The 25,423-nt window shown below is 57.5% G+C and carries 24 protein-coding genes; 10 read left to right on the forward strand and 14 right to left on the reverse strand.

Annotated elements, in window-relative coordinates; genetic code table 11:
* Positions 1–33 precede the first annotated feature (33 nt).
* The gene (locus ACI0FJ_RS19340; RefSeq protein ID WP_424306164.1) at positions 34–1,218 is read right to left on the reverse strand and encodes a cofactor-independent phosphoglycerate mutase; all 1,185 of its coding nucleotides are present in this window, start codon (positions 1,216–1,218) and stop codon (positions 34–36) included.
* 298 nt (positions 1,219–1,516) lie between these two features.
* Between ACI0FJ_RS19340 and ACI0FJ_RS19345 the strand changes: the two genes are divergently transcribed.
* Both ACI0FJ_RS19345 and ACI0FJ_RS19350 read left to right on the forward strand, forming a co-directional pair.
* Complete coding sequence (locus ACI0FJ_RS19345; protein WP_424306165.1) at positions 1,517–2,440, forward strand: cation diffusion facilitator family transporter; 924 nt, start codon at positions 1,517–1,519, stop codon at positions 2,438–2,440.
* A gap of 14 nt (positions 2,441–2,454) precedes the next feature.
* Positions 2,455–2,865: a cytidine deaminase gene (locus tag ACI0FJ_RS19350; RefSeq protein WP_424306167.1), complete on the forward strand. Its 411-nt coding sequence runs from the start codon at positions 2,455–2,457 to the stop codon at positions 2,863–2,865.
* A 202-nt stretch (positions 2,866–3,067) separates the two neighbouring features.
* On the opposite strand, the gene ACI0FJ_RS19355 is transcribed toward ACI0FJ_RS19350, so the two are convergent.
* The 8 genes from ACI0FJ_RS19355 to ACI0FJ_RS19390 all read right to left on the reverse strand — a co-directional run bounded on the left by ACI0FJ_RS19355 (position 3,068) and on the right by ACI0FJ_RS19390 (position 10,656).
* Positions 3,068–4,423, reverse strand: a complete 1,356-nt coding sequence (locus ACI0FJ_RS19355) for a thymidine phosphorylase (RefSeq protein ID WP_424306169.1) — start codon at positions 4,421–4,423, stop codon at positions 3,068–3,070.
* Entirely contained in the window at positions 4,389–5,459 is a 1,071-nt protein-coding gene (locus ACI0FJ_RS19360) for an MlaA family lipoprotein (RefSeq protein WP_424306171.1), read from the reverse strand. Before ACI0FJ_RS19360 ends, ACI0FJ_RS19355 begins: the two co-directional genes overlap by 35 nt.
* 19 nt (positions 5,460–5,478) lie before the next feature.
* Positions 5,479–6,102 carry an MlaC/ttg2D family ABC transporter substrate-binding protein gene (locus ACI0FJ_RS19365; protein WP_424306173.1) on the reverse strand — a complete coding sequence of 208 codons (624 nt, stop codon included), beginning with the start codon at positions 6,100–6,102 and terminating at the stop codon, positions 5,479–5,481.
* A 4-nt stretch (positions 6,103–6,106) separates the two neighbouring features.
* Positions 6,107–6,562 (reverse strand): outer membrane lipid asymmetry maintenance protein MlaD, encoded by a 456-nt coding sequence (gene mlaD, locus ACI0FJ_RS19370; protein ID WP_424306175.1) that lies wholly within the window; start codon positions 6,560–6,562, stop codon positions 6,107–6,109.
* Between the two features lie 12 nt (positions 6,563–6,574).
* Entirely contained in the window at positions 6,575–7,801 is a 1,227-nt protein-coding gene (locus ACI0FJ_RS19375; RefSeq protein ID WP_424306177.1) for an ATP-binding cassette domain-containing protein, read from the reverse strand.
* Between the two features lie 4 nt (positions 7,802–7,805).
* Positions 7,806–8,621, reverse strand: a complete 816-nt coding sequence (locus ACI0FJ_RS19380; protein ID WP_424306179.1) for an MlaE family ABC transporter permease — start codon at positions 8,619–8,621, stop codon at positions 7,806–7,808.
* Between the two features lie 85 nt (positions 8,622–8,706).
* Positions 8,707–9,105 carry a hypothetical protein gene (locus ACI0FJ_RS19385; protein WP_424306181.1) on the reverse strand — a complete coding sequence of 133 codons (399 nt, stop codon included), beginning with the start codon at positions 9,103–9,105 and terminating at the stop codon, positions 8,707–8,709.
* 237 nt (positions 9,106–9,342) lie between these two features.
* Positions 9,343–10,656 carry a serine dehydratase subunit alpha family protein gene (locus ACI0FJ_RS19390; protein ID WP_424306183.1) on the reverse strand — a complete coding sequence of 438 codons (1,314 nt, stop codon included), beginning with the start codon at positions 10,654–10,656 and terminating at the stop codon, positions 9,343–9,345.
* A gap of 177 nt (positions 10,657–10,833) precedes the next feature.
* Between ACI0FJ_RS19390 and thiM the strand changes: the two genes are divergently transcribed.
* The 4 genes from thiM (at position 10,834) to ACI0FJ_RS19410 (ending at position 13,594) form a co-directional block, all read left to right on the forward strand.
* Positions 10,834–11,664 carry a hydroxyethylthiazole kinase gene (thiM, locus tag ACI0FJ_RS19395; RefSeq protein WP_424306185.1) on the forward strand — a complete coding sequence of 277 codons (831 nt, stop codon included), beginning with the start codon at positions 10,834–10,836 and terminating at the stop codon, positions 11,662–11,664.
* 71 nt (positions 11,665–11,735) lie between these two features.
* On the forward strand, positions 11,736–12,191 hold the full coding sequence (locus ACI0FJ_RS19400) for a flavodoxin domain-containing protein (protein WP_424306187.1): 456 nt from the start codon (positions 11,736–11,738) through the stop codon (positions 12,189–12,191).
* On the forward strand, positions 12,188–12,571 hold the full coding sequence (locus ACI0FJ_RS19405; protein WP_424306189.1) for a Rid family detoxifying hydrolase: 384 nt from the start codon (positions 12,188–12,190) through the stop codon (positions 12,569–12,571). Before ACI0FJ_RS19400 ends, ACI0FJ_RS19405 begins: the two co-directional genes overlap by 4 nt.
* Before the next feature lie 246 nt (positions 12,572–12,817).
* Positions 12,818–13,594 (forward strand): acyl-[acyl-carrier-protein] thioesterase, encoded by a 777-nt coding sequence (locus ACI0FJ_RS19410; RefSeq protein ID WP_424306191.1) that lies wholly within the window; start codon positions 12,818–12,820, stop codon positions 13,592–13,594.
* A 128-nt stretch (positions 13,595–13,722) separates the two neighbouring features.
* On the opposite strand, the gene ACI0FJ_RS19415 is transcribed toward ACI0FJ_RS19410, so the two are convergent.
* On the reverse strand, positions 13,723–15,321 hold the full coding sequence (locus ACI0FJ_RS19415) for a PP2C family protein-serine/threonine phosphatase (protein WP_424306193.1): 1,599 nt from the start codon (positions 15,319–15,321) through the stop codon (positions 13,723–13,725).
* A 186-nt stretch (positions 15,322–15,507) separates the two neighbouring features.
* Entirely contained in the window at positions 15,508–15,771 is a 264-nt protein-coding gene (locus ACI0FJ_RS19420; RefSeq protein ID WP_424306195.1) for a transcriptional regulator, read from the reverse strand.
* Between the two features lie 608 nt (positions 15,772–16,379).
* Between ACI0FJ_RS19420 and ACI0FJ_RS19425 the strand changes: the two genes are divergently transcribed.
* A complete protein-coding gene (locus tag ACI0FJ_RS19425; protein ID WP_424306197.1) occupies positions 16,380–16,889 on the forward strand; it encodes a nitroreductase family protein in 510 nt (169 codons plus the stop codon).
* 529 nt (positions 16,890–17,418) lie between these two features.
* Here ACI0FJ_RS19425 and gltX read toward each other — a convergent pair.
* Complete coding sequence (gltX, locus tag ACI0FJ_RS19430; protein WP_424306199.1) at positions 17,419–18,810, reverse strand: glutamate--tRNA ligase; 1,392 nt, start codon at positions 18,808–18,810, stop codon at positions 17,419–17,421.
* 331 nt (positions 18,811–19,141) lie between these two features.
* Positions 19,142–19,363, reverse strand: coding sequence for a NifU family protein (locus ACI0FJ_RS19435; protein ID WP_424306201.1), 222 nt, complete (start codon positions 19,361–19,363; stop codon positions 19,142–19,144).
* Between the two features lie 281 nt (positions 19,364–19,644).
* Between ACI0FJ_RS19435 and ACI0FJ_RS19440 the strand changes: the two genes are divergently transcribed.
* From ACI0FJ_RS19440 to ACI0FJ_RS19450, 3 genes are all read left to right on the forward strand, one after another.
* The gene (locus ACI0FJ_RS19440; RefSeq protein ID WP_424306203.1) at positions 19,645–20,205 is read left to right on the forward strand and encodes a periplasmic heavy metal sensor; all 561 of its coding nucleotides are present in this window, start codon (positions 19,645–19,647) and stop codon (positions 20,203–20,205) included.
* Between the two features lie 225 nt (positions 20,206–20,430).
* A complete protein-coding gene (locus ACI0FJ_RS19445) occupies positions 20,431–21,249 on the forward strand; it encodes a DUF4405 domain-containing protein (protein WP_424306205.1) in 819 nt (272 codons plus the stop codon).
* 50 nt (positions 21,250–21,299) lie between these two features.
* On the forward strand, positions 21,300–22,934 hold the full coding sequence (locus ACI0FJ_RS19450; RefSeq protein ID WP_424306206.1) for a two-component system sensor histidine kinase NtrB: 1,635 nt from the start codon (positions 21,300–21,302) through the stop codon (positions 22,932–22,934).
* Between the two features lie 6 nt (positions 22,935–22,940).
* Here ACI0FJ_RS19450 and ACI0FJ_RS19455 read toward each other — a convergent pair whose 3' ends face one another.
* Positions 22,941–25,376 (reverse strand): PAS domain S-box protein, encoded by a 2,436-nt coding sequence (locus ACI0FJ_RS19455; protein WP_424306208.1) that lies wholly within the window; start codon positions 25,374–25,376, stop codon positions 22,941–22,943.
* Positions 25,377–25,423 lie beyond the last annotated feature (47 nt).

Raw genomic sequence — 25,423 nt, forward strand, 5'->3', positions numbered from 1 at the left:
TTTCAGGGCGTGGAACAGTTGGAAATGGTGTGCCTAGCGGGCCAGAACCCACGGCAGCAGCTCGTGTCCGGTTTCCAGTACCAGCCCGGAAGCGGTGCAGGCGGCTTCGTTGAATACAACTCCGGTTTTTTCTTCCAGAGTGTCGGGCCCGGCATAGAGAAAAGGCACCGGGTCGGAAGCATGGGTGCGGATGGCGATGGGCGTAAGATGGTCGCAGGCAATGAGGTAGCGCGCCTCGGCGCCTAAGGCGGCCACAATGGGGGCGACCACACGTGCATCGAACCGCTCTATGGATTCGATCTTGTCTGCAATGTTTCCGGCATGGCCGCATTCGTCCGGGGCTTCCAGATGGACGAAAACGAAATCGCCGCCGGACGTGAGGAAATCGAGCGCCGCTTCCACCTTGCCTTCGTAGTTGGTGTCCAGCAGGCCCGTTACATCGACCACTTCCGGGGTAGCCATTCCCGCGGCCTTGCCCAGCCCGCGCACCAGGTCCACGGCCGTAACCACCGCTCCCTTGCAGCCGAAGGTGGCGGCAAAGTCCGGCAGGTGCAGGGGGCGTCCCTGGCCCCAGGGCCAGATGGAGTTTGCTTTGGTGGGATTGTCCTCGCCGTTCAGAATGTCGGCGGCTTTGCGGACCAGCTCGAACAGTTCCGGGTAGCCTGCAAAGCTTTCCAGATCTTTGTCCACGGGCTGGTCGGTGATGTCGTGGGGCGGGCGGATATCGGTGGTGGCACCCGGCCCCTTGGCCCCGTTTTTTTCTATCAGCAGGTGGCGGTACTGGATGCCGGGCACGAAACGGAAGCGGTCGTCGCCCAGTTCGGCCTGGAGCCGGTGGATGAGCTTGTGGGACTCTGCCGTGGCAATGTGGCCGGAGGAGTAGTCGCGCATGTGGTCGCCGGGGTGCAACCCGTCCAGGGTGACCACATTGAGACGCCAGATCAGGTCGTCAGGTCCGGCGTCGATGCCCTGGGCTGCCGCTTCAATGGGGCCGCGTCCGGTATGCAGGTGGGCCGGGTCAAAGCCGAGCAGGCTCATGTTGGCCACGTCGGAACCGGGAGGCATGCCTTCGGGGACCGTGCGGCACAGGCCCATTGCGCCGCGCCGGGCCAGTGCGTCCATGTGGGGTGTGCGGGCCGCCTGCAAAGGGGTTTTCCCGTCAAGGGCATCGATGGGCCAGTCGCCCATGCCGTCGGCAATGAGAAAAAGTGTTTTCATGGTGTTTCCCGTTGAGTTGCGTATCTCTACTCGCTAATGTTGCGGCCAGGTACATCGTAAAACCAAAAGGACGGTCGGTAAGCGGTGCCATCGGCGGCGGAGTGAGTTCGCCCTGCGTTCAGGCGCTGGAAGGTCGGCCCGCATTGGGGTCCGAGTTGCGCGTCTGTGCAAATCATGTTTTGTATAATTTGCGAATGGCACAGTCGTCATAACGTGTTTTGCAGTCGCTGAAAACCGCGGGCTGGCTCTGCGGAAGGTCAAAAAAAATCATGTTCTGCTGCAGCGGAGTAACCTGTTTATGAGCCTTGGAATACGCAAGTACGCCTATCTTTCCATTGCCGCGTCCATAGCCACCATCGTGCTGAAGTTCGGTGCGTACTACCTTACCGACTCTGTCGGCCTGCTCTCCGATGCGGCCGAGTCGCTGGTGAACCTTGCGGCAGGCATAATGGCCCTGATCGCCCTTACCGTGGCGCATATGCCGCCGGATTCGGACCACGCTTATGGTCACGGAAAGGCCGAGTTCTTTTCCAGCGGGGTGGAGGGCATTCTCATTCTGGTGGCATCCGTGGGCATTGCCGTGGCTGCCATCTCCCGCTTTCTCGACCCAAGGCCCATAGAGAATCTGGGGCCGGGGTTGGTGGTGGCTATTGTGGCCGCGGCAGTCAATTTTTTCACGGCCCGGGCCATGTTCAAGGCTGGCAAAGAATACGATTCCATTACTCTGGAAGCCGACGCGAAACACCTGATGACGGACGTGTACACGTCGGTGGGCGTGGTTGCCGGCCTGGGCGTCATGCTCATTGCTCCGGCCTCCCTGCATTTTCTCGATCCGCTCATTGCCGTAACAATGGCCGTGAACATTGCCTTTGCCGGAGTGGGGCTGATTCGCCGTTCCGCCGCGGGACTTATGGACAGCTCCCTGCCCGAATCCGAAATTGAAACCATCAAGGCTGCCATCAGCGCCATTCTGAAAGACCGGAAAGCATCGTACCACGACCTGCGGACCCGGAAGGCCGGGGCCAACCGTTTTGTGGAATTTCACCTGCTGGTACCGGGCGAAACCATGGTCAAGGACTCCCACGATCTGTGCTGTGCCATCGAGGACCGGATTTGCAAGGAACTTCCCAATGCCAATGTGCTTATTCATGCCGAGCCGTTGGAGGACAAGCAGTCCTGGACCGGACAGGACCATTTGGGCGGACGATGCCCCGAGCGTTGAAAAAGGATGGGGTGATGGATTTGCAGGATCTTCTCAGCCTGGCCCGGAATGCAGCGAACAGGGCCTATGCTCCGTATTCCAAATTTCGGGTCGGCGCGGCAGTGCTGGCCGGTGACCATGTGTTTGTTGGAACCAATGTGGAGAACGCAAGCTACGGTTTGAGCCTTTGCGCGGAGCGTTCTGCCCTGTCCGCCTGGATTGCGGCGGGCGGAGAGCAGGCAACAGGCCCGGTAACGGCCGTGGCCGTGGCCTGTGTGGACGCACCTGCACAGGGCGGAGTCGCCGGAGCCATGCCTTGTGGTGCCTGCCGCCAATGGCTGGTCGAACTCGCCCCGGACGCCCTGCTCATAGTTCCCGGCATGGAAACACCCATGGCCGTGCGCGATCTCCTTCCCCTGGCTTTTGGCCTGGAGAGGGAGCGGTAAGGCTTTTCAACGGATTGGGGTTCAGAAAATTTCGCGTGCCGCATTCCGCTATATCCGTTTGATTAAAAATGCAGCAGCATACGCGCACGCAACATGGTGGGCATCGTTCGCCATGCGCCGCCTGAAGCGGCGCGAGCGACCTGAAAATCGCGTTTTTCTGGTCGCGGTCCTTCACAAAATACGTTCACGTATTTTGTGAACATCACATGAGTATAAGCGGGGGAAGCTGCGGCAGGGTGGCAGCAATGGAAAAGGCCTGCTCCACCAGGGGAAGGGCCGCCTCCAGCCTGCTTTGGTCATTGGCATGGACTTCCGCCAGAATATCCCCGGCATGTACGGCGGTGCCGGGCTTGGCCCGCAGCACCAGCCCCACGGCGTGGTCCACGTCGTCTTCCGCCCGGTTGCGACCAGCCCCAAGCAGCACGCAGGCCTTGCCGCAAAGCAGGGCGTCGGTGCGGCTGACGAATCCGTCCCGTGCGGCGCATACATGGTGAATCAGCCTTGCCTTGGGCAGCAGTCCGGGATCATCCACCACAGATGCGTCCCCGCCCTGGGCAATGACCACATCACGGAATTTCCGCAGGGCATCGCCGTTTTCCAGTACCTGTTCGGCCTTGGCTCGGGCTGTTTCCACATCTTCAAAGCGTTTTGCCAGCACCAGCATGTGGGCGGAAAGTTCCAGACAGAGCATGCGCAGGTCGGCCTGGTTGTTGGCCTGGTCGTCGGAAATATTGTGCAGGATGCGCAGACACTCCGCAGTTTCCAGGGCATTGCCCGCGCAAGCGCCCAAGGGCGTGTCCATGGAGGTTACCAGCACCCGCATCTCCAGCCCCATGCCCTTGCCTATGGACAAAAGGTCGCGAGCCAGGGCCTTGGCGTCGTCTTCCGATTGCATGAACGCACCGGAGCCGGTCTTTACGTCCATAACCAGTCCGCCGATGCCTTCGGCGCATTTTTTGGAAAGAATGCTGGATGCGATAAGCGCCCGATGGGGCACTGTGGCCGTGGCGTCGCGCAGGGCGTAGAGCCGTCCGTCTGCCGGAGCAATGTCCTTTGTCTGGCCCATGAAGCACAGCCCGTGGGAGCGGACAAGCCTGTCGAAATCGTCCAGGCTGAGGCGGACGTTCATGCCCGGAATGGCTTCCAGCTTGTCCAGCGTACCGCCCGTATGGCCCAGCCCGCGCCCGGAAATCATGGGAACGTACAGGCCGAGGGCCGCACAGATGGGGGCCACGATCAGCGAGGTCTTGTCGCCGACGCCTCCGGTGGAGTGTTTGTCCACAACAGAGGAGCGGGTCAGCCCAGGCCACTCCAGCACGGCCCCGGAATGGGTCATGCTGCGGGTCAGGCTGGTGGCCTCGGCATGGCTGAACCCCTGCAGAAAACCGGCCATAAGCAAGGCCGAGGCCTGGTAGTCCGGTATTTCCCCGGTCCCCAGGCCTCGTATGAAGAAGTCTATTTGGCTGGCGTTCAGTTCCTGGCCGTCACGTTTGGCCGCGATGATGTCCACGGCACGCACCGGATCAATTGCCTCCCGTGGGGGTGGCTTGCGGGGCACCGGAGTCGCCGTCCATCCGATCGTTGTCTGGGCGGTTGCGGTACTGCATGTAGATGTCCTTGATGGCGGTGTACGGATCAATGGCGGCTTCCTTGAGCGCCTCGTATTCGCCGATCTGCAGGGACGTATCGTTGATCACTTCTCCGGCGCGGATCAGGTACGGCGGGTACCAGGGCGGCGTGAGCCAGAAGATGGGATCGGCAAAGGTGTCGCCCATATCGCCCACGGTCTGGCGCAGGGTTTTGGAACCGAACAGCGGCCAGACAAAGTACGGGCCGGAGCCGATACCCCAGGTCGCGAAGGTCCGGCCGAGGTCCTGCGGCGGCGGGTTGAGCAGGTCGTGGTCGCGGCTGCACCGGACCAGTCCGCCAAAGCCGAAGATGGTATCCACGAGAAAACGGAGAATTTCCCTGCCCGCGTTGACGAATTTGCCCTGCAGCAGGTCGTTGGCAAAACGCACGGGAAAGCGGACGTTGTAGAAGACGTTGCGTACGCCGATGCGTGCGGGCTGTGGGACCAGGGCCTTGTAGCCTATGGCCGCGGGTTTGAGCAGGTTGAAATAGAGAAAATCGTTGAACTGGAACATGGCCCGGTTGAATCCTTCAAACGGATCGGGCACGGACGGGGTGGGATGTGCGGGTTCGGCATCCCCTTTGTAGTCGCCGAAGTCGTCATTCACATAATCCGCGTCCAGGTCCAGCATTTCTTCACGGTTGGTTTCGCTTTTGTTCGCCTGGGGAGAAAATTTGGGGGCTGAACCATCCGCCAGAAGAACAGGCGGAAATTCCGCAGCAACTGCGTCGTTCATTGCCAGCAGGGTTAGGCCTTTGAGCTCTGCATGTCCGTCGGCGGGAGCAATGTAGGTATAGTGTCCGGCCAGTTCCATGGATGCCAGGGGAATGGCTCCGGGAGAACCCGGGTATCCGCCCGGTGTCATGGACGCGGACATATCCTTGCTTCCGCAACCATTCAGTGCAAGCGCCAGGAGGAGCAAAAACAGAGTTGCGAAAAGGCGTGTCTGTTGAGCGAACTTCATATTGTATCCTTTGGGCCGATTATTCCTTGTCTCGGGTGTTTATCTTTTCGCGCAGTATTTTGAGCATTTCGTCCGGCGTCTGGTTGGAGAGGATGTCGGCAAACTGGGTCCGGTAGTTCTTTACCAGACTTACGCCTTCCACCTGCACGTCGTACACGCCCCATTTGCCCCTGCGCAAAATAAGACGGTAGACAAAGGGAATTTCCTTGCCCTGGTTGTCCACTATGGAGTTGACCTGGGCCTTGGTGTCGGAGAGCATTTCATGGCCGAGAAAGCTGACCTTCTGCCCTGCATAGCTCTGAACCCGGTCCATATACGTTGAGGCCAGCAGGTCGGCGTACAGGTGTACGAATTCCTTGCGCTGCTCCGTATTGAGCTCGTTCCAGTTGCGGGCAAGAGTGCGCCGGGAAAGCTCCACCCAGTCAAAGATGTCGTCACCCAGCTTGCGCAGAACCTTGGCCTGTTCCACCTTGCCTTGTTCACTTTTGTACTTGGGGTCCTCAAGTACAGAAAGAACCTTGTCCACAGTCGTCTGTATGAACTGCTGCGGGTCGTTGGCGCATAGGGCCGAGACGGGCGTGAGCGTCAGCAAAAAAAACAGGATCAGGAAGCGGGCCAGAGGGCGGGCGAACACATTGTTCACAGAATTACTCCTTTTTCACACTGCCAAAGGCATATTTGCTGATCAGCCCTTCAATGTCCACAGCAGATTCTGTTTCCGTTATCGTATCTCCTGCTTTGAGAATGATATCGGAACCGCCGGGGGAAAGGCTTATGTACTTGTCGCCGATAAGTCCGCTGGTCTTGACCGAGGCGATGGTGTCGTCGGTTACAGGGACGTCCTTTTCAATCTTCATAAGAACCAGTGCCAGGGCGCGCTGGGGGTCGAGCTTGATTTCGGCCACCCTGCCTATTTCCACACCGGCCATGTCCACGGAACTGCCCGCACGCAACCCCGCCACGGAGCGAAAACGCGCCTTGAGCGGGTAGTAGTCTTCGCCCACCAGTTCCATCTTGCCCAGCTTGACGGTCAGGTAGCCGACGCAGAGCATGCATACAAGAACGAACAGCCCGACCATTGTTTCCAGGGAGAATTTTCTCATTGCCTCAACTCCTTACTCTCGACTCTTCTGTCCGCAGCTCAGGGAAGCCAGAACCTTGAGGTCCCCGGATGCCTGGCGGACAAGCTGTTCAAGATCCACACCGTCGTCGCCGGGTGCGTAGCCCGCCCGAATTTCAAAGTCGGTGCAGGCTTTGTGGTAGATTTTATGGTGAAAGACATCTTCTTGCCGCAGCGCTTCGCCTATCCGGTCACGCACAGCTCTGGCCCCGGTTCTATCGGTATGGGGGAGAAGCGTTACAATGGTGTTGCGGTTGAAACGTCCCATGATGCACGACTCGCCGCAGATGTCGGAAACATGTTTTGCCAGGACTTCCACTATGTGCTGTGCGGCCAGGTGGCCGACCTCTTCGCTGATGCGCTCCAGGTCGTTCACTTCAAAAGTCAGCAGGGAATAGGGGGGGTGCAGACGGTGCTCTTTTTCCATAAGGAAATTGCGTTCCAGGCTGTGCCGGGTCTCCAGGCCGATGAGTTCGTTCTGCAATTGTTCGAGGCTGTGGATGAAATCGGCAACCACGATGTGTTTCGACTGCTCCAGTTCCAGGGGAGAGCCCTGAAACAAGGTGCGTCCGTTATCCAGAATGATGATGCGGTTGGAAATGTAGAACACGTCCGGGATGTCGTGGCTGACCAGAATGGCGGTGAAACCGAAGCGTTTCTGGTAGTGGGCGACCATGGAAAGCACCGAGTTCTTGCGCAGTGGGTCCAGCCCGGTGGTGGGCTCGTCGAAAAGCACGATGCGCGGCTGGGTGACCAGGGCGCGGGCCAGGGCCGTACGTTTCTGCATGCCCCCGGAAATTTGCGACGGGTACTTGTCCGGCACTTCGGACAGTTCCATGATGTCGATTTTTTCCATGACCAGTTCATGGATTTCCTTCTTGGAAAGGCGGGTGCGCTCGCGCAGGGGCAGGGCGATGTTCTCGAACACGGTCATGGAGTCGAACAGGGCATTGTTCTGGAACATGTAGCTGACCTGGCTCTTGAGCATGGCTCTGTCCGCTTTGGACATTTTGCCGATAGGGGTTCCGTTGAACAGGATATCCCCCTGGTCCGGCTGGAGCAGGCCGATGATATGCTTGAGCAGGACGCTTTTGCCCACGCCGCTTTTGCCGATGATCGTGCTGACCTCGCCTTCGAAAACCTGCAGGCTGACCCTGTCCAGAATGGTACGGGAGCCGAAGCTTTTGGTGACGTCGCGGAATTCTATGAGTGGAGTTCGCATGGTATTACAGGAGCATTGAGGTGAGGACGTAATCCGCCACAAGGACCAGCACGCAGGACAGAACCACGGCCGTTGTGGTGGAGTTGCTTACGCCGATGGCGCCGAAGCCGTGCTTGCGCGTGTGGGTGTAGTACCCCTGGTAACAACACATGACGGTGACGATGACTGCAAAAAAGAGCGCCTTGGCAAAGCCGCCGCGCACGTCGAGCATGTCCACGCTGGATACGATGCGGTAAAAATAGATGCCCGAGTTGATGTCCAGCATCATGACCCCGGTGATGTAGCCGCCCAGTATGCCGACCACATCGAACAGGGCGGTGAGCAGGGGAAAGCTGATGATGGAGGCGGCCACGCGCGGGCTCACCAGAAAACGTATCGGGTTGATGTCCATGGTGTCGAGGGCGTCGATCTGTTCGGAGATGCGCATGACACCGATTTCTGCGGCCATGGAGGAACCGGCCCGGGCAATGATCATGATGGCCGTGAGTACCGGCCCAAGTTCGCGGATGAGCGAGAGGGCGACCACGGCGCCGAGCATGCCCTGGCTGCCGAACTTCACCAGGGTGTAATAGCCTTGCAGGCCGAGCACCATGCCGGTGAACAGGGCCACCAGGAAAATGACCAGCCAGGATTTGACGCCGATGAAAAAAAGTTGATCCACGGTTTTCCGGATCTGGAGCGGCAGGGAGAATATACGAACTATCGCCTTGCCGGAAAATATGGAAAACCTCCCTATTTCATTAAGAATATCCAAAGATTTCTTGCCCAGTGCATTGACTGGGCGAAGCAATATTGGACTTGTGTTGTTTACTGCTGGCATGGCTATCCGCTGCAAAAGCTAAAGGTGGTGTACGAAGTAAATAGTGGCGACTCAGGCCGGAATGGAGCTGAGCGGGCGGAGGAATTCAGCCCACGGCATCCACAATATAGCCGGTTTCCTGTTCGGGCACGGGGCCCTGCGCCTGCTGCAGCGACGGGTCGTCCGCTCCGCCCGTTACGCGCTGTATCGGGACATCCGAGACGGATACGGCTGCTGCTGCCTGCATGGCGGCCTGTTCGTTCGCAACTTGTTCCGCCGCGGCCATGGCCTCGCTTTCGGCAGAATAATCGGCTTCCCGTACAGCCTGGTAGGAGACGTCCGTGGAGACTTCCGAGGAAAGTTGCTGCATTCTCTGGCTCGCACCCTGCTTCATATTGTCCGGCAACCGCGCAATATCCGGATTGGCAGATGGGTCTTCCCCGCTCCGCACAATGGATGGCTTGGTCAGGGGGCCGGTTGGTTCTATGTAGCCGGTGCGAGGCATGGAACTGCTCCTGCTGTGACGTCTGCAAATTACCGGGATGCGACCTTGAAAAGAGTTTCACCCGGTGTGTTCATGGCTCTTTTGCCGCTTCATGGCAACCAGTTCCGGCCATGGAGGGCGACGCGATATTCCATGTATTGGGAAACGGATTCCGTTTTTCAGCAAGGCCTGCAAAAGAGTCTTTCGTCGAAAATATACGCATCCGGCGCAAGTTCGGCAAGGGTCCATGCCTGTCATTTACAACTTGTTACATTCTTTGGTGCACATGATGTCGAGGATGACCCTGTCGGTAGCGGGCATCCCCTCGTTGCTCAATCGGCCCAGCGCGTCCATGGTGTCTTCTGCTGCGGCACAGACTATGCCGTCGTTTTCCCCGGCAACCACGCCTTCCAGGGCGAACAATGCGGCCTGTACGGCACATCGGGCGGCCGAGGCCAGTTTGAGCGCGCAGGATGCCTTTGCTCCGTCGCAGATAACTCCGGCCAGGTCGGCGGTAACGTTTTTGATGGCTCCGCTTACGGCTTCCGCATTGCCTCCCATCATATGGGTAATACCGGCCGCAGCACCTGCGCCGGAAGCTATGGCGCAACCGCACATGGCGGAAAGCCTGCCGATGCGCCCCTTGAGGCTGGACGTTACCAGATGGCTGAGCGCGGTGGCGCGTAGAGCCCACTGTTCGTCAAAAGTTCCCAGACGTTTGCGCACGGCCCAGATGATGAGCACGGCTCCAAGCCCCTGGGTGCCGCTTCCCGCCGAACTCATGGCTGGCAGGGGAGCACCGGCCAGCCGGGCATCGGCTGCCGCTGCGGCCAGAATTTGGGCTTCGGTGATGGCGTCGCGTACGATCATGCCGCGTTCGGTCAGCCGTTCCAGGGTTCTGCCTACGCCCAGTCCGCATTTGTGCTCCAGGCCGTAGCGGCTCAGGGCCAGGTTCATGTTCACCCCTTTGCGGAGAAAATCGTAGTCCTGCTGCTCCAGCCCGTCGAGCAGGCCGATAAGATCGGTAATGCTGCGTTGGGTCAGCCACATGCGCATGTCTTCGCCAGAGGTGGTGTTGCTGCTTTGGGCCGTTTGTTCGGCGGACTCCACAAGCTGGCCGTTGAGTTCGCGCAGTACGATTGCGTCGTGGCGGCCCTGGATGACTGCACGGGCTCTGTCGCCGTTTTTTGATTCCACCTCGACGTTCACGTAAAGGCCGCGTTCACTGCGGTGGGTGAGCTGTACCATGCCTTGGGCAACCAGCCTCCTGGCCTGTTCAAATGCGGCTTCGTCCACATCGCGCAGCACTTCAAGCCGGGCGGAGGCGTTTCCGGCCAGCGCGCCCATTGCTGCAGCCAGGTCCAGCCCCTTGCCGTGATGGGCCGCGGGAATGGCAACCCCCATGCCGTTTTTGAAAATGTTGGGATCAACGACCACATTGATGGAGGTGATTTCTCGCGAGGGGAGAAGGTCGGTGGCTGAGGCAGCGGCCAGAGCAACCGCTATGGGCTCTGTGCAACCCAGTGCGGGGGCCACTTCCATGGACAAGACATCGCGTACGGTATATTGCATTGAGTACTCTCCGTTCCGTCGGGCATATCTATTAGCCGTATCGGGCGGCACTATAGCCGCAGACTGCCCGGAACCGCAATGGGCGGTTGATCTCCTTGCCCTGTGGCTCCTTGCGACGTTTTGGAGACGGATTTTCAATGTCATTTCATGTGCCGATGGCACATTTTCGGAGGATACATGCACGATTTTTCCCAGGGAGTTTGGGACGACCTCTGCGCCATACGTGAAAAAGCTCCCGTCATTCATAATATCACCAACTTCGTGGTTATGAACACCACGGCCAACGCCCTGCTTGCCCTGGGTGCCTCGCCGGTGATGGCCCATGCCGAAGAGGAAATGGACGAAATGGTTGCCATTGCTTCGGCCCTGGTCATCAATATCGGTACGCTTTCGCGTCCGTGGATTTCCTCCATGCGCCGGGCCGGATTGGCCGCCCGGGAAAAAGGCATTCCCGTGGTGCTCGATCCTGTGGGAGCGGGGGCAACCTGTCTGCGTACGGAAACCAGCCTTGCCATTCTCAACGAGGTCTCGCCCGGCATCGTGCGGGGCAATGCCTCGGAGATAATGGCCGTGGCCCATGCTGCGGGCCTTTCGGAGCAGGAAGCCTCGTGCAAAGGCGTGGACAGTGCGCACGATACGGAGGCCGCCGTACGGGCCGCAAAACTGCTGGCGCACAAATATGCCTGCATTGTGGTCGTAAGCGGAGCGTTCGACCTTATAACCGACGGTGAACGGTCCTACAGAATAATGAATGGCGATCAGCTCATGCCGCTTGTTACGGGGATGGGCTGCACTGCAACCACGGTTGTTGGTGCGTTCGCCTCGGTAAATCCCTCCGGCCTGGAAGCCGCTGCCCACGGCATGGCCTTTATGGGCATGGCCGGGGAAACCGCCGCTGTCCAGGCCCATGGTCCCGGCACACTGCAGCTGCATTTCCTGGATGCGCTGTATTCCCTCAAAGAGGCCGACATACGGGAAATGCTGCGTATGGATTCTGATGGAATATAAAGGTCGTTTGCCCTGACGAGGCGTCGGCGCTTTGTCGGCTCGTCCACTCCACCCGAACACAGGAGGATTTCATGTCCGGTATTCTTGTGATCTACGGAAGCGAGACAGGAAACACCAAATCTGCGGCAACCATGATGGCTGCGGTGTTGGAAGGGCGGGGACTGGCGGCAACGGTACGTGACGTGCGCGATACCGGGGTGGACGCTTTCAGCGAGGATTTCGACCTCTTTCTTTTGGGCGTTTCCACCTGGGGCGCTGTGCGGGATGAAGTTACCGAAGATTTCAAGACGTTTTACAAGGACATGGCCTCGGTAGACCTGTCCGGCAAAAACGTGGCCGTGTTCGGCAGCGGCGACGAAGGGTATGAAAATTTTTGCAAAGCTGTTGATTCTGTTCAGGAGCGCGCCCGGGAAAAGGGAGCTTTCATTGCTCTCGAAGGCTTGAAATTCAACCTGGCTCCCCATGCCAGTTCGGACGCCATTCGTTCCTGGGCGGAGCAGGCGGCCGATTTTCTGGAGAAAAAATGAGCATTTGTCAGTTTGTTGCCACATCCGGAGCTCCGGCGGCAATCGGTCCCTATTCACAGGGAGTGCAGGCCGGTTCATTGGTCTTGGTTTCCGGCCAGCTGGGCTTGGACCCAGAAGGCAGCGGTCTGGCTGCCGATTTCGCTTCGCAGGCCCGGCTTGCCCTGTCCAACTGCAAGGCCATTCTGGCCGAGGCGGGCTGTGGTATAGAAAATATCGTTTCCGTGGATGTATTTGTAACCAACCTGGGACGTTTCCAGGAGTTCAATGCCATCTATGCGGAATTCATGGGCGAGCATCGTCCGGCACGTGCGGTGATTGAAGTATCCGCTCTGCCGCTCGGAGGGCTGGTCGAGGTCAAGTGCATGGCGGTGAAGTCCTAGCGGGCATTCCATACCATCCGCCTGTGCGCTGTGTTTTTTGACGCGCCATGTCGTTTGCCGCGCCGCACGACGAGCTCTGTTCGCCGTGCGGTGGTGTCTTTAGACTCCGCTGAGGATTTTGCGCACAACGCTCCCTTTGTTGTTTCCGGGAGAGGACGGCGGACATGGCCTGTTGTTCCCGCACCGTCGTGTGCAAACAAAAAAGCCCCGCTGATTTGTCGCGGGCCGTAAAAACAGTCGAGGATCATGCAGAAAGACAACATCTACGAACACACGGAAACATATCCAGTCAGAGTATATCACTGCGGCACAAACGGGTGCATCACCTTGCCCGCCCTGGCGGATTTTCTTCAGGAAATCGCATCGGTTCATGCCGAACATCTGGGCTACAGCCGTTCCCGTCTTTTGGACGAGGGGCGGATTTGGGTCCTGGCCAGACTGTATTTTTTGATGAACCGTCTGCCCGGTTTTCAGGAACCCATGACTCTGCACACCATTGCCCGCGGGCGCGACAAATACCATGCCTTTCGCGATTTCGAGCTGTTGGACGCGGATGGGAAGGAGTTGGGAAGGGCCACGAGTTCCTGGCTGCACATGGATATTGCCAGCCGCAGCATGACACCTTTGGACGAAAGTCTGATGAAGGCGGTTCCGGAAGGCATCAATCCGGGGCTTCTGGATTTTCCTTCGCGTTCGCTGCCGCGCCTGCGTGAGGCCGGGTATGAAACGAATTTGCGGGCCAGACGTTTTGATGAAGACATGAACGGACACGTCAACAACGCCAAGCTCGTGTCCTTGTGTCTTGAAAGCGTACCGGACGACGTGTGGGACAAGCACTCCGCTGTGGGCCTGGATATCGGCTTTCGCAGTGAAGGGCACCGCGGGGAAAAAATTGTCTCCGCTTGTTCGGAACAGCCGAGCGACCCGGAAAATGCGTTTTGCGCCAAGGGCGGCCGCCGCATGCTCCATGCGGTCCGTCGCGAAGGGCAGGACCTGTGCCGGGCGGTCAGCTACTGGCGTTAGTGTCGTGTCCGCTCCATTTTTTATCATCAAATACAAGTTGTACACGCGACACGTCATGGCGGGCATAGCCCGCCTTGCGCCGCCTGAAATTTCGGAAGCGGCGTGAACGAACTTGCAAACCACGTTTTTCAGGTTTGTGGTCCTTTGAATTTGAAGACCATCAGGGTGACGTCGTCCTCTGCCTTGACCGGGCCGAGGAATGCCGACAGTTCGTCCAGAATGGCCTGAACGATCTCTTCTGCCGTCCGGTGGGCCTGTGCACGCAGAATCTGCCGGACGCGCTCCTTGCCAAACATATTTTCCTCAAGGGTTTTTACTTCGCCACCCGGAACATTCTCCGTGTGCGCTTCCCATATCCCATCGGTTCCGATCAGCAGCACGCTGCCGGGAGCTGGTGCACAGCGTGAGCTCTCCTGGAACTCGAAGTCTTCCAGAACTCCCAGGGCCATGCCCTTTCCGTCCAGTTCGGAAAATGCGTCCGTGCCCGGGTCGTAAAGAATGGCCGGGTCGTGACCGCCGCGAACCCAGCTGAGGGTGGTGGCTGTACCGTCCGAGGTTTGTTCTTCCCGTACTGCCAGGAGGAAAAGAGTCATGAACCGGCCGGAATTTCCTACATCGTGGTAGAGGCGGTTGTTGACCTGGGCGCATATTCCATCCAGGCCGATTGGGGTTTGGGCTGCCATGCGCAGGTAGGCCCTTCCAGCAGCCATAAGCAGGGCAGCACCCACGCCGTGTCCGGTGACGTCGCCGATGGCGAACAGGGTGTTTTTTTCATCTTCCTTGTCCGATGGTAGTGGGAAAACATCATAGTAATCTCCCCCTGTCTCATCGGAGTAGATGCTGCGCCCTGCCACCTCCATGCTCTCCATGAAAGGAAATTCCACGGGCAGCAGATTGCCCTGCACTTCTTCCGCCACTTCCATGGCCGAAATAAGCTCTATGCGATGGCGCAGACCGTCGATCATTTCATTGGTTCGTCCGGCAATGAGGCCGAATTCGTCACCCGTGGCCACTGGAATTTTGCGGTCCAGCTTGCCCAGGGCCACATCCTCCAGCACGCCTGTCTGGTTGGCGAAAAGCAGCTTGAGGTTGCGCGAATAGGAGATGATGAGGTTGAGGGTCATGGCAATGAGGACCGCCATGATGAAGACGATTTCTCCGGCTACGGAAAAGGAGGCCATGAGCAGGTTTTCCGGATCGGAACCTGCCGTGACCAGCCAGTCGAGGTCCTTAACGATGACCAGGATGAGCACGGTGGAGACCAGAATCATGCCCGCCAGGGAGGAGAGCATGAATTTTCGCGTTACCGGAAAGAGCTTTGCCGGTGGGCTGGAATGGAGGCCGCTTTCCCGGATGTTTTCCCGTTCCCGCTGCAGAGCCATGTCCGCTCCGGCAAAGAAGCTGAAGAGCAGGCTGCCCAGAAGTATTTTGAGGCCGCTTGCCAGGGGAAAATTGTAGACCACGGTGTTGAATACGGCGATGCCCGCACCGGCTCCCGCCACCATGCAGAATTCCAAGATGAACTGCCGTCCGGGCCGGACAAGCAGAGGGGCCGTGTCAACATATCGGGGAAGGATGAAAAAACGGAGAGCGAGGGCCAGGACAAACCAGCCCAGGATAATGCTCCCGAGCAGCAGGGAAGGCATGGACTCCAAAAAGGGGCAGACCTGGACGCCGTAAATGAGCAGCCCGAAAACGGCCGCAACGTAATGGACCAGCAGCCTCATTGTATACTCTCCTGTGCATGGATGACGGGGGCGGTTCCAAACGCCGGACATGCGGCGATACTCGAAACAGTGACAAGTGGTGCATGTCTTCTGTCAAGGCGAAGTTATCTCAGCATTGCCTTCAGAGCAATGCCCAAGCGTGAGCGGCGTACGGAACAAACCGCTTTCCCGTCAATGCAGGGAGACTTATGAATCGGTGAATTCGTCCAGTTCTTCCCGTCGGGGTCTTCCCGGACCTGGACCTGGCTCCGGGAGCAGTTCCCTTGGAATTCCTTCCCGGACCATGGCTTCGATGATCCATTGTGTGGAGCGGACTCCACGAATGATGCGGGTTATTGCAGAAGGTTGCACACCTATTTTTGCCGCAAGGGCCCGGCGTTCAACCTTATGGTATGTGAGCCACGCCATAAGGGCAGTTACTCTGTCCACCTGACGAAGATCTAGTTGCATGGAGTGTGAATCCTGAAGTAAATCATTCATTGTGTGAGAAGCTACTTTATAAAATGTTGAAACATCTGATGTGTATCGAAAATAATGACACAACATCATACCTATTTAAATTGCATTGTCCATTAATATGCAAAAAAATAGACTTTCTATTATCGTTCCATCAAATGGTATCCTCGGCGTTGCACAAAAAACAGCTTGTCTTGTAACTTGTTGAGTGATTTGCAAATATACAAAACAGTCTGCTGTGTCAGCCTCGTCTTGCAGTGCATTACAGCAGGAAAAATTGGAAAATCATATTATAAATCTTAAAAAAATCGCCGACTTTTTGTTTTTGGTGTGTGGAAGAGTGGATGTTCGGGGTATTTTTTGTTTGAAAATAAAATATTTTATTTCAGCTTGTTGAGTACGTTTTTCGACTGGGGAGTGGGCGGATTCTTTTGAGGAACAGGGTGTACTCATTGTCGGCGGATGGTTATGTATATGCGATGGGTGCCCCATGAATGTTTGATTCATGGAGCCGGGGCATTTAAGGTGTATTGGCGAAAAGGTTTCTGCAAACCAGAGTTTGTGGAAGTTGGACGAACAAAAGATAGAGGGAGGAACGAGCTATGGATACATTGGAAGCCATCCACACAAGGCGCAGTATTCGTAAATATCAGGACCGCGACGTATCCGAGGAACTTATTACCGAGCTTTTGTCCGCAGCCATGAGCGCACCGAGCGCCGGAAATGCCCAGACCTGGCAGTTCGTCGTGGTACGCGACCAGGGGCAGCGGCAGGCTGTGGCCGAAATCAACCAGTACGCGGCCATGGCTCCCAAGGCTCCTGTGGGCGTTTTGGTCTGCGGCGACCTGGGCAAGGAAAAATATCCCGGCTATTGGGTGCAGGATTGTGCCGCCGCAGTGCAGACCCTGCTGCTGGCCGCACACGCCAAAGGCCTCGGTGCGGTATGGACGGGCATTTATCCCACACAGGACCGTGTTGAAAAATTCAGCGTCCAGTTCAATCTTCCGGAAAACGTGATTCCTCTGGCATATGTTGTACTTGGCTATCCCGACCAGGATTTGAAGCCCCAAGATCGCTATGATGCAGCAAATGTGCATTACGACCGCTGGTAGGGGGCGAATAATGGGGCGATAGCTTCGTTGCAGCGAAAAAAGCGGACCCTTGTGTATGAGGAATACGCGTCGGTCCCGTTTTTTCTCGCGCCTTGCTCTCGCCTCCATTCTCCGCCCCCTACTCGGGGCGGAACCGATGGTGACGGCGGGCAGTTTTGATTTGCGTATTGTTATGACGGGCAGGAAGGGGCGATAGCTTCGTTGCAGCGAAAAAAGCGGACCCTTGTGTATGAGGAATACGCGGCGGTCCCGCTTTTTTCTCGCGCCTCGCTCTCGCCTCCATTCTCCGCCCCCTACCCGGGGCGGAACCGATGGTGACGGCGGGCAGTTTTGATTTGCGTGTGTCTTTGGTGGGGTGGAGGGCGATAGCTGCGTTGCATTTCTTGCCCACAACACCATCATCAAACGCAGCTTTGCATTTTTGATTTCTGCTTTGCAGCTTTTCACATTTACAGGCTCTCCAAGAAATAACAAAGGGGCAGAAACCATATGGTTTCTGCCCCTTTGACTGTCTCTGTGGGAAGCTCTGCTACATTGTCAAGGCGCGGTCCAGGCGGGCCAGGGTTTTTTCCTTGCCCAGGCCGAGCATGGTTTCGTGCAGGCCCGGACTTTGGGTGCGTCCGGTAATGGCCACGCGGATAGGCTGGGCAATGGCCTTGAACTTGAGTTCGTTGGTCTCCACGTATCCGTTGAGAACCTTGTCGATACCCTCTTCGCTGAACTCGGGCAGGGCGTCGAGGCCTTCGCGGATCGCGCGGATATGGACTTTGGATTCATCCGTGATGAATTTGCTTACACCCTTTTCCTCGTAGACCAGCTTGTCGTCGTCCACCAGGAAAAAGTCGAGTCCCGCGGCCATTTCCACCAGGGTCTTGGAACGCGGGGCGTACATGGGCACCAGGGCGGCAATGGCTTCGGTGTCGTTGGTTTCAATGCCGCGTTCGGCCAGCAGAGGAAGCAACAGTTCGGCAATGCGCCTGGGATCGGCTTCCTTAATGTACTGGGCGTTGAGCCAGTGCAGCTTGGTGGTGTCGAACACGGCGGCGGAAGAGCCGAGGTTGTCCGTGGTGAAAAACTCGATGAGTTCTTCGCGGGAGAAAATCTCCTGATCGCCATGCGACCAGCCGAGGCGGGTCAGATAGTTGAGCATGGCTTCGGGCAGAATGCCGTCTTTCTCGTACTCGATGACGCTGGTAGCGCCGTGGCGTTTGGAAAGTTTTTTCTTGTCCGGCCCCAGGATCATGGGCACATGGCCGAAGGCGGGCGGGGTAAGGCCCAAAGCCTGGTAGATGAGTATCTGCCGGGGCGTGTTGGCAACGTGGTCCTCGCCACGCAGCACATGGGTAATGCCCATGGTGTGGTCGTCCACCACAACGGCCAGGTTGTAGGTGGGGCTGCCGTCACTGCGGCGCAGGATCATGTCGTCCATTTCCTGATTGGGCCAGGAAATATGGCCTTTGACCATATCCATGTAATCCGTGGAGCCTGTAAGGGGAGCCTTGAGCCGGACCACGCGACCTTCGCCGGGGCCGAGGTTCTTGTCCCTGCAGCTTCCGTCATACTTGGGCTTGCGGCCTTCTTCACGGGCTTTTTCGCGCATGGCATCGACTGTTTCGGGCGAACATTCGCACCAGTAGGCCTGGCCGGATTCCAGCAGCTTGTCGATGTATTGGTTGTGCAGCTCGGTGCGCTGGCTCTGGTATTCAAGTTCGTCCCAGTCCAGTCCCAGCCAGTTCAGGCCGTCCAGAATGGCCTGTGTGGCCTCCGGTGTGGAGCGTTGGCGGTCCGTGTCTTCCACGCGCAGGACAAAGCGGCCCTGATTGTGTTTGGCCAAAAGCCAGGAAAAAATGGCAGTGCGTGCTCCGCCCACATGGAGGAATCCCGTGGGGCTGGGAGCAAAACGTGTGACCATGCGACTCATAAATTATTCTCCATTGCCGTTATTGGCTATGCGCCGGATTACCGGCGCGGAAATTTGTTGTGTGCGCCCAGGCTCGGACAGTATCCGGCCCGGCAACGTTCGGCCCGATAGGGCGACAACGTATGACAAAGGCGCTTCCGCCACAGGTGAAAGCGCCCTTGTTCGTAGCGTCAAGGGGCGGCCGGAACAAGTTGTCCGGCAGAAAACTCCGTACAGCCGTCCGCAAGAAGTCTGTTTGGAGCGCGTTCCGGCTCTCATCTCTCCTTAAATAGAGATGGAAAACCGGAGCATTGCTTTGCGCAGCAGCCTGCGGAGGGTTCTTTTCAGTCTGCTAGACCGATTCCACGCCTTTGACTTCCGGGACTTCTTTGAGGATGACCCGTTCTACGCCGTTTTTCAAAGTAATCTGGGACATGGGACAGCCATGGCAGGCTCCCTGAAGGCGGACCTGGACGATGCCGTTGTCCGTGATATCCACCAGTTCCACATTGCCGCCGTCAGCCTGAAGTACGGGACGGATTTTATCCAGTGCGGCTTCTACTTTTTCGCGCATGATTCCCTCCATACAAACATTTAGGGGAGAGGTAGCCGCTTCCCTGTGGCCTGTCAACGAAGAGGAAAGGGCAAGTGCAGGCAAGGTGGATTGCACATGGCAGTTCAAATGTGCACTCTTTGCACATTTTGCACTTTGAAGTGCAATTACTTGCACATAAGTATGGGGTGAAAAAAGACTGAATTCTGTAAAATCCTGTTTTTAAAGGATATTAAAGTTTGGCACGGTGCCTGCTATACCCAAGGCAAATGGCGACAGGCCTTAATACAAAGGAGACCAACATGACCCGTAAAAATGCAACCATCTTCGCGACATCTGCCCTGGTGGTCCTGCTTGCAGCCGCCACAGCCATGGCCAACTCGTATGGCCCCGGCCAAGGGGGACGCAACGGATCAATCTATAGCCAGCTTGCTCCTGAAAAGCAGAAGGCCTTCACAAATATTATGAAGGAATTTCAGGACAAAGCCTACACACTGCGTCAGGACATCTGGGCCAAGAATACCGAGCTCAATGCCCTTTCCAGCAACCCCAATGCAGACCCCAAGTACATCAGCGGGTTGGTGAACGACATCAATCAGCTGCACATCAAGCTGCACAATATGCGTCAGACGTACGGTGACAGAGTTGAAAAGGAAGTCGGCATCAGAGGCTTCGGTCCCAATTTCGGCAACTGCCCCGGCGGTGGCCCCGGTATGCGCGGCGGCATGGGCTCTGGTATGGGCGGTGGCATGGGCTACACCAACTGCCCCGGTCCCGACTATAACGGCATGCAGGCCGGCCAAGGTTTCGGCGGTCGTGGCGGACACGGCTACCACGGACGCGGCGGCTGCGGAAGATTCTAACCGTGCGGGCACACGGATAATATATAGCGAACAGAGTAACACAGTAATCTCCAGGGATATATAACACCCATACATCCCGACTTCATCCTCCTCCCCGGCTGGCGGGACTGCCCGGTCCCGCCCGCCACTTTTTTCCCCTGCTGCAACAATAAGAATTGCCCGCTGTTCACAGGCTGATGTACCCTCCAGGTGGCCGTAGCAAAAGTTTTACCTCGGAGTTGCAACATGCTGCGTAAAACGACATCCATGGTGCTTTTTCTGTCCGGTGTCTTTGTCCTGCTTACGAGCATCATCCTGTATATCGAACCTCATGGTCGGGTGGCGTATTGGGCGGACTGGCGCTTCTGGGGGCTTTCCAAGGGAAGCTGGGATGCTCTCCACATCACCACGGGGTTCTTGTTTCTGGTCGCAGGGCTGCTGCACATGTACTACAACTGGAAGGCCATCATGGCCTATATGAAGAACAAGGCCCGCGACCTGGTGGTGCTTACCGTTCCTACAACAGCGGCCTTGGTGCTTACGCTCTATTTTGCCGTGGGCACGTTCTTCGGCCTGCCTCCCATGCAGCAGATTTTGGATTTTTCCGAACACATCAAGGAAGGGCATATCCAAACGTTGGGCGCACCGCCCTACGGCCATGCCGAGCTTTCCAAACTGAAAAAGTTCGCAGGCTACATGGGCGTGAGCGAGCAGGAGGCGGTGACACTTCTCTGGGAAGCGGGGATAACCGCAACGGGCGAAGAGACGCTTGCCGATATCGCCGCACGCAACGACGCATCGCCTCAGCAGATTTTCGAGATCATAAAAAAGGGAACGGGCGGCAAGGTCGCCATGCCCGCCATGCCGCCGGAAGGTATGGGGAAACTAAGCTTTTCCTCCTTGTGCAGCCAGTACGGGCTTGATGAACAGGCTGCCGTACACTACCTTGCCGCACAGGATGTAACGGCAACCGGAGACATGACCATCAAGCAGATTGCCGCCAAGGCCGGACGCCAACCCATGGATATCTACCAACTGCTCAAGGCTTTTGCCGAGAAGAACTGAATATACGTACCGCCATGCAGATACGATCTGAAAGAAACGACAGTGGGCCGATGCTTCTTGCCGCATTGGCCCTGTCCCTTTTGTGCGCCGGACTGGTGTTTTTTACCTGGGACGGATTGCGCAGGCAGCGCAACCTGCTGGACGAGCATGTGACCCTGACCTCGCGCGTCATCATGCGCGGCATGCAGGCCAACCTGCTGCGCTCCATGCGGCCCATGCGCGGCCACGCACGCGGCGGCCACGGGCGCATGGCTCCGCCTTCCGACGAGTTGTTTCAGGAAATAGCCCGTGACGGCAATGTGCAGTTCATGGCGGTTGTGGGGCCGAAAGGGACGGTGCTGTATTCTTCGCCCGGCGGGCTGGTCGAGGTTCCGCGGCTGAGCGAGCGGGACATGGGGCAACTGCGCGAGTTCGGCGAGTGGAGCGCGCCGGTGCGCTGGGAAGGGCGCGAATTGCTTATTTCCGGTATGCGCGCGCATCCCCTGCTTTCCAGCATGTGCCGTGACGACGACTGCGGACCGGGCAAAAAAGACGTCTATTTCCTCATCGGCCTGGATCTGCACCCCTATCTTGTGCAGTACAACAAGTTCAGGCGGGGCGCCCTCATACAGATGGGCTTTGTCATCGGGGCGGCCGCCCTGCTCATGATTCTGCTCACCACCTATGTGCGGCACAGGGAAGAAGGGCGCAGACTCGCATCCTTGGAAGAGGTTCACTTTACCCTTTTGGACGCCATGCCCGACGGACTTATTTCCCTGGACGAGGACGACATTGTCCGTACCGCCAACCAGAGCGCCGTGCGGATTTTGAAAGAGCCGGGGCTGGTGGGGCGTCCCTGGGCAACTCTGGGGCTGGATATGACGCAGGGCGATGCCGATACCGGCTGGACCCAATGCGAACATCATGGCCGCAAGCTGGAAATTCTCCGGCGCAGGCTGGATGACCCGGATACTCCCGGCAGTCTCATCCTGGTGCGCGACCGCACGGTGTTCAAACATATGGAGGAACGGCTGGTAAACGCGGAAAAGCTGGCCGCAGTGGGACGCATGGCCGCCGGTGCCGCCCATGAAATCAGGAACCCGCTGAGTTCCCTGCGCGGCTTTGCCCAGTTTTTTATGAAAAAATTCAAGGGCACGGCTCCGGAAGAGGAATATGCGGCAACCATGGTGCGCGAGGCCGACCGTTTGAACAAGGTCATCACCAATATGCTTTTTCTTGCCAAACCGCGTCCGCTGGAGCCATGCAACGTGAATCTGGAAGCCATGGCCCGGGAGGTCTCCTCTGCTCTGGCTCCTGATATTGCCGAAACAGGCGTGAAGTTCGGCTTGGAGCTGGGCATCCAGGAAGTGCAGGCCGACTCGGACGCGCTCAAGCAAGCCCTGATCAATCTGGTGGTCAACAGCCTTGGCGTGGTTGGCAACATGCCGGAAGAAGGGCGTCAGGGCGAGGTCGTCATCTGCTCCGGCAATGAGGACGGCGTGCCCTGGGTGGGCGTGCGCGACAACGGCCCCGGCATGTCCGATGAAGAAACCCAGCGTGCTTTGGAGCCTTTTTTCACCACCCGCAAGGACGGTACCGGCCTGGGGCTGGCTATTGTGGATAGCATCATGCGGGACCACCAGGGACGCGTGGACATTGCCAGCGTGCCAGGCGAGGGAACCACGGTCCGGCTGTTATTCGGCTGAATTTTTTTATTTGGGTGAATATCTTTTGGCTGGTGTGGTGCGTGTCTTTTCGCATACCCGCTTGAGCATTGCAGCCAGAGCATCCGCGGATACGGGTTTGGCCAGGTAGTCGGTCATACCCGCCTCCATGAACATGTCCCGGTCTTCCGCCATGGCGTAGGCGGTCAGCGCGATGATGGGCGTATGGGCCTTTGCCGCAAACTTCGGGTCGGTCAGGATTGCCCGCGTGGCGGCCACGCCGTCCATGGAAGGCATCTGGATGTCCATGAGCACGACATCAAAATCGTTTTTCAGCAGTTTTTCCAGGACCATCTTGCCGTTGTTTACGGCCACGACCTTGTGACCGTCCTTTTCCAATAGTTTTTCAATGAAAAATCGGGTGCTCTTGTCATCCTCGGCCAGCAGAATCCGCAGAGTGCGCGGGGCCGATATGGGGCAGAGAAGCTCCCCGTTGAGTGTGGGAGCTTGTACAAAGGCGGAGTCCAGCCGTTGCAGGGGCAGGCTGAAGAAAAAGGTGGTTCCCTGGTTCAGGGTACTGGATACGGATATGGTGCCGCCCATCAGCCGGACGAGGTGCCGGGATATGGACAGACCCAGTCCGGCCCCCTGGTATTTGCGCTGGTAGTCGTTCTCTACCTGGGTGAAGGCCGCAAACAGACCCTCCAGTTTGTCGTCGGGTATGCCGATGCCGGTATCTTCCACGGAAAAAAGAACCTGAAAGATGTCTTGGTCCTTTTCTCCCACCAGCGAGGCTGAAACCACGACCTTTCCTTTTTCCGTGAATTTGAGGGCGTTGCCCACCAGATTGTTGAGCACCTGCTGCAGGCGCGCGTTGTCGCCGATGAGCTGTTGGGGGATGGCTGTGTCCTGCACTATCTGCAGGGCCAGCCCTGCCTGTTGTGCCGCAGGAAGAAAAAGCTGCTGCACGGCCCGCAGGGTGTCGCCCAGGTCGAACGGTTCGTGGCGTATTTCCAGCCGTCCCGCCTCCACCTTGGAAAGATCGAGAATATCCCCCACCAGCCGAACCAGCCGTTCGCACGAGCTGATGCCGGTTTTGGCATATTCCGCCTGCTCCTGGTCCAGTTTCGTTATCTGCAAAAGCTGGAGCATACCCATGATGCCGTTGAGGGGGGTGCGTATTTCGTGGCTCATGTTGGCCAGAAAAAGGCTTTTGGCCTGATTGGCGGATTCGGCCTGCTCTCTGGCGGTTTTCAGAGCGTCGATAACCTGTTTGCGTTCGGTGATGTCCCGCAAGGCCGAAAGGCGCAGGGGGGCTCCGTCCTTGTAGGTGAGGCGCCCCTGGACTTCGCAGGGAAAGGTTGTTCCGTCCTTGCGCATGGCCACGATTTCGTATGTTTCCTCGTTTGTGGACATGATGTGTTCATTGATCTTGTCGTGCCAGTCCGGATGCACCCAGTCGGTGCCGGGCCTGCCGATGGCTTCTTCCAGCGTATACCCGAACATGCGCTCGGCGGTTTTGTTCAGCCCTGTGCAGATACCGTTTCTGGAAAGAAATATTGCCTCGAAAGTGGCGTCGGAAAGCTGCTTGTACCGATCCTCGCTTTCCTGGAGGGCGAGAATGGCTTGCTTGTTCTCGGTGATATCCTTGGAAAAACCGCAGATAAGGGCCGGAGTTTCTTCTTTTTCCGGTTCCAGGACCGCATTCATGGAAATCCAGATACGCTTTCCATCGGGTCTTCGGGCTTCATATTCGAAGTTGGTTACGGAGCCTTCTTTTTGCAGTCTCTCCAGGAATACTTCCCGCTCTTGCGGGTAGACGAAAAATTGTCCTCCCACACTTTTGATTTTTTGCCTGGTCTCTTCGGGAGAGGCAAACCCGGCCATGCGGGCCATTTCCTGGTTTATGGAGTAGATGCGGCCATCAAGAGTGGTCTGGAAGATGCCGACCGGAGCTTTTTCGAAAAGCTGGCGGTATTTTTTTTCGCTTTGAGCCAGGTTGCTTTCGGCATTTATCTGCCCGCTGATATCCTGGGCCAGCCCGCTAATGCCGCAGACATTTCCATACACATCATAAAGCAGGGTCTTGCTGATCAGATATTGGACTTTTTCGCCGCTTTTGTGCGGTATCTCGCCGGTGTAAATCTGTACGCCGCCCTCGGCATACAGGGCCTGGTCCATGCTCCGATATTTTTGGGCTATCTTTGGGGGGAAGAGTTCGTCGGCTGTACGGCCGACGAACTCTTCCCGTGAAAGGCCGAGAAGGTCGGCGAACGCCTGGTTGCAACAGAAGTATTTGTCGTCCAGCCCTTTGTAGAAGACCGGCGTGGGCAGGGAGTCAATCATGTGCAAAAGCATTGCATCACCCGGCTGGAATGGATTTCCAGGGGCTGAAATGCTGTTCTCCAGCATGTTGATCCGACGGCGGGCTTCTTCCAACTCCTGCAGGAGTTGTTTTTTCGACTTTTCCGAATCTGAGACCATGGCGCCCCTTTATCAAGAAAGAGAATGGATAAAGCTCTGTTGCCCCA

The organism is Desulfovibrio sp. 7SRBS1, from assembly GCF_049723905.1.
Lineage (GTDB): Bacteria > Desulfobacterota > Desulfovibrionia > Desulfovibrionales > Desulfovibrionaceae.

Coding starts and splice junctions, on each gene's coding strand:
- ACI0FJ_RS19350 (WP_424306167.1), top strand. CDS start 2,455: ATGGATTTGCAGGATCTTCTCAGCCTGGCCCGGAATGCAGCGAACAGG.
- ACI0FJ_RS19340 (WP_424306164.1), bottom strand. CDS start 1,218: ATGAAAACACTTTTTCTCATTGCCGACGGCATGGGCGACTGGCCCATC.
- ACI0FJ_RS19385 (WP_424306181.1), bottom strand. CDS start 9,105: ATGCCTCGCACCGGCTACATAGAACCAACCGGCCCCCTGACCAAGCCA.
- mlaD (WP_424306175.1), bottom strand. CDS start 6,562: ATGAGAAAATTCTCCCTGGAAACAATGGTCGGGCTGTTCGTTCTTGTA.
- ACI0FJ_RS19440 (WP_424306203.1), top strand. CDS start 19,645: ATGACCCGTAAAAATGCAACCATCTTCGCGACATCTGCCCTGGTGGTC.
- ACI0FJ_RS19405 (WP_424306189.1), top strand. CDS start 12,188: ATGAGCATTTGTCAGTTTGTTGCCACATCCGGAGCTCCGGCGGCAATC.
- ACI0FJ_RS19410 (WP_424306191.1), top strand. CDS start 12,818: ATGCAGAAAGACAACATCTACGAACACACGGAAACATATCCAGTCAGA.
- ACI0FJ_RS19345 (WP_424306165.1), top strand. CDS start 1,517: ATGAGCCTTGGAATACGCAAGTACGCCTATCTTTCCATTGCCGCGTCC.
- ACI0FJ_RS19415 (WP_424306193.1), bottom strand. CDS start 15,321: ATGAGGCTGCTGGTCCATTACGTTGCGGCCGTTTTCGGGCTGCTCATT.
- ACI0FJ_RS19455 (WP_424306208.1), bottom strand. CDS start 25,376: ATGGTCTCAGATTCGGAAAAGTCGAAAAAACAACTCCTGCAGGAGTTG.
- ACI0FJ_RS19450 (WP_424306206.1), top strand. CDS start 21,300: ATGCTTCTTGCCGCATTGGCCCTGTCCCTTTTGTGCGCCGGACTGGTG.
- gltX (WP_424306199.1), bottom strand. CDS start 18,810: ATGAGTCGCATGGTCACACGTTTTGCTCCCAGCCCCACGGGATTCCTC.
- ACI0FJ_RS19420 (WP_424306195.1), bottom strand. CDS start 15,771: ATGCAACTAGATCTTCGTCAGGTGGACAGAGTAACTGCCCTTATGGCG.
- ACI0FJ_RS19375 (WP_424306177.1), bottom strand. CDS start 7,801: ATGCGAACTCCACTCATAGAATTCCGCGACGTCACCAAAAGCTTCGGC.
- ACI0FJ_RS19380 (WP_424306179.1), bottom strand. CDS start 8,621: ATGCCAGCAGTAAACAACACAAGTCCAATATTGCTTCGCCCAGTCAAT.
- ACI0FJ_RS19425 (WP_424306197.1), top strand. CDS start 16,380: ATGGATACATTGGAAGCCATCCACACAAGGCGCAGTATTCGTAAATAT.
- ACI0FJ_RS19435 (WP_424306201.1), bottom strand. CDS start 19,363: ATGCGCGAAAAAGTAGAAGCCGCACTGGATAAAATCCGTCCCGTACTT.
- ACI0FJ_RS19400 (WP_424306187.1), top strand. CDS start 11,736: ATGTCCGGTATTCTTGTGATCTACGGAAGCGAGACAGGAAACACCAAA.
- thiM (WP_424306185.1), top strand. CDS start 10,834: ATGCACGATTTTTCCCAGGGAGTTTGGGACGACCTCTGCGCCATACGT.
- ACI0FJ_RS19445 (WP_424306205.1), top strand. CDS start 20,431: ATGCTGCGTAAAACGACATCCATGGTGCTTTTTCTGTCCGGTGTCTTT.
- ACI0FJ_RS19360 (WP_424306171.1), bottom strand. CDS start 5,459: ATGAAGTTCGCTCAACAGACACGCCTTTTCGCAACTCTGTTTTTGCTC.
- ACI0FJ_RS19390 (WP_424306183.1), bottom strand. CDS start 10,656: ATGCAATATACCGTACGCGATGTCTTGTCCATGGAAGTGGCCCCCGCA.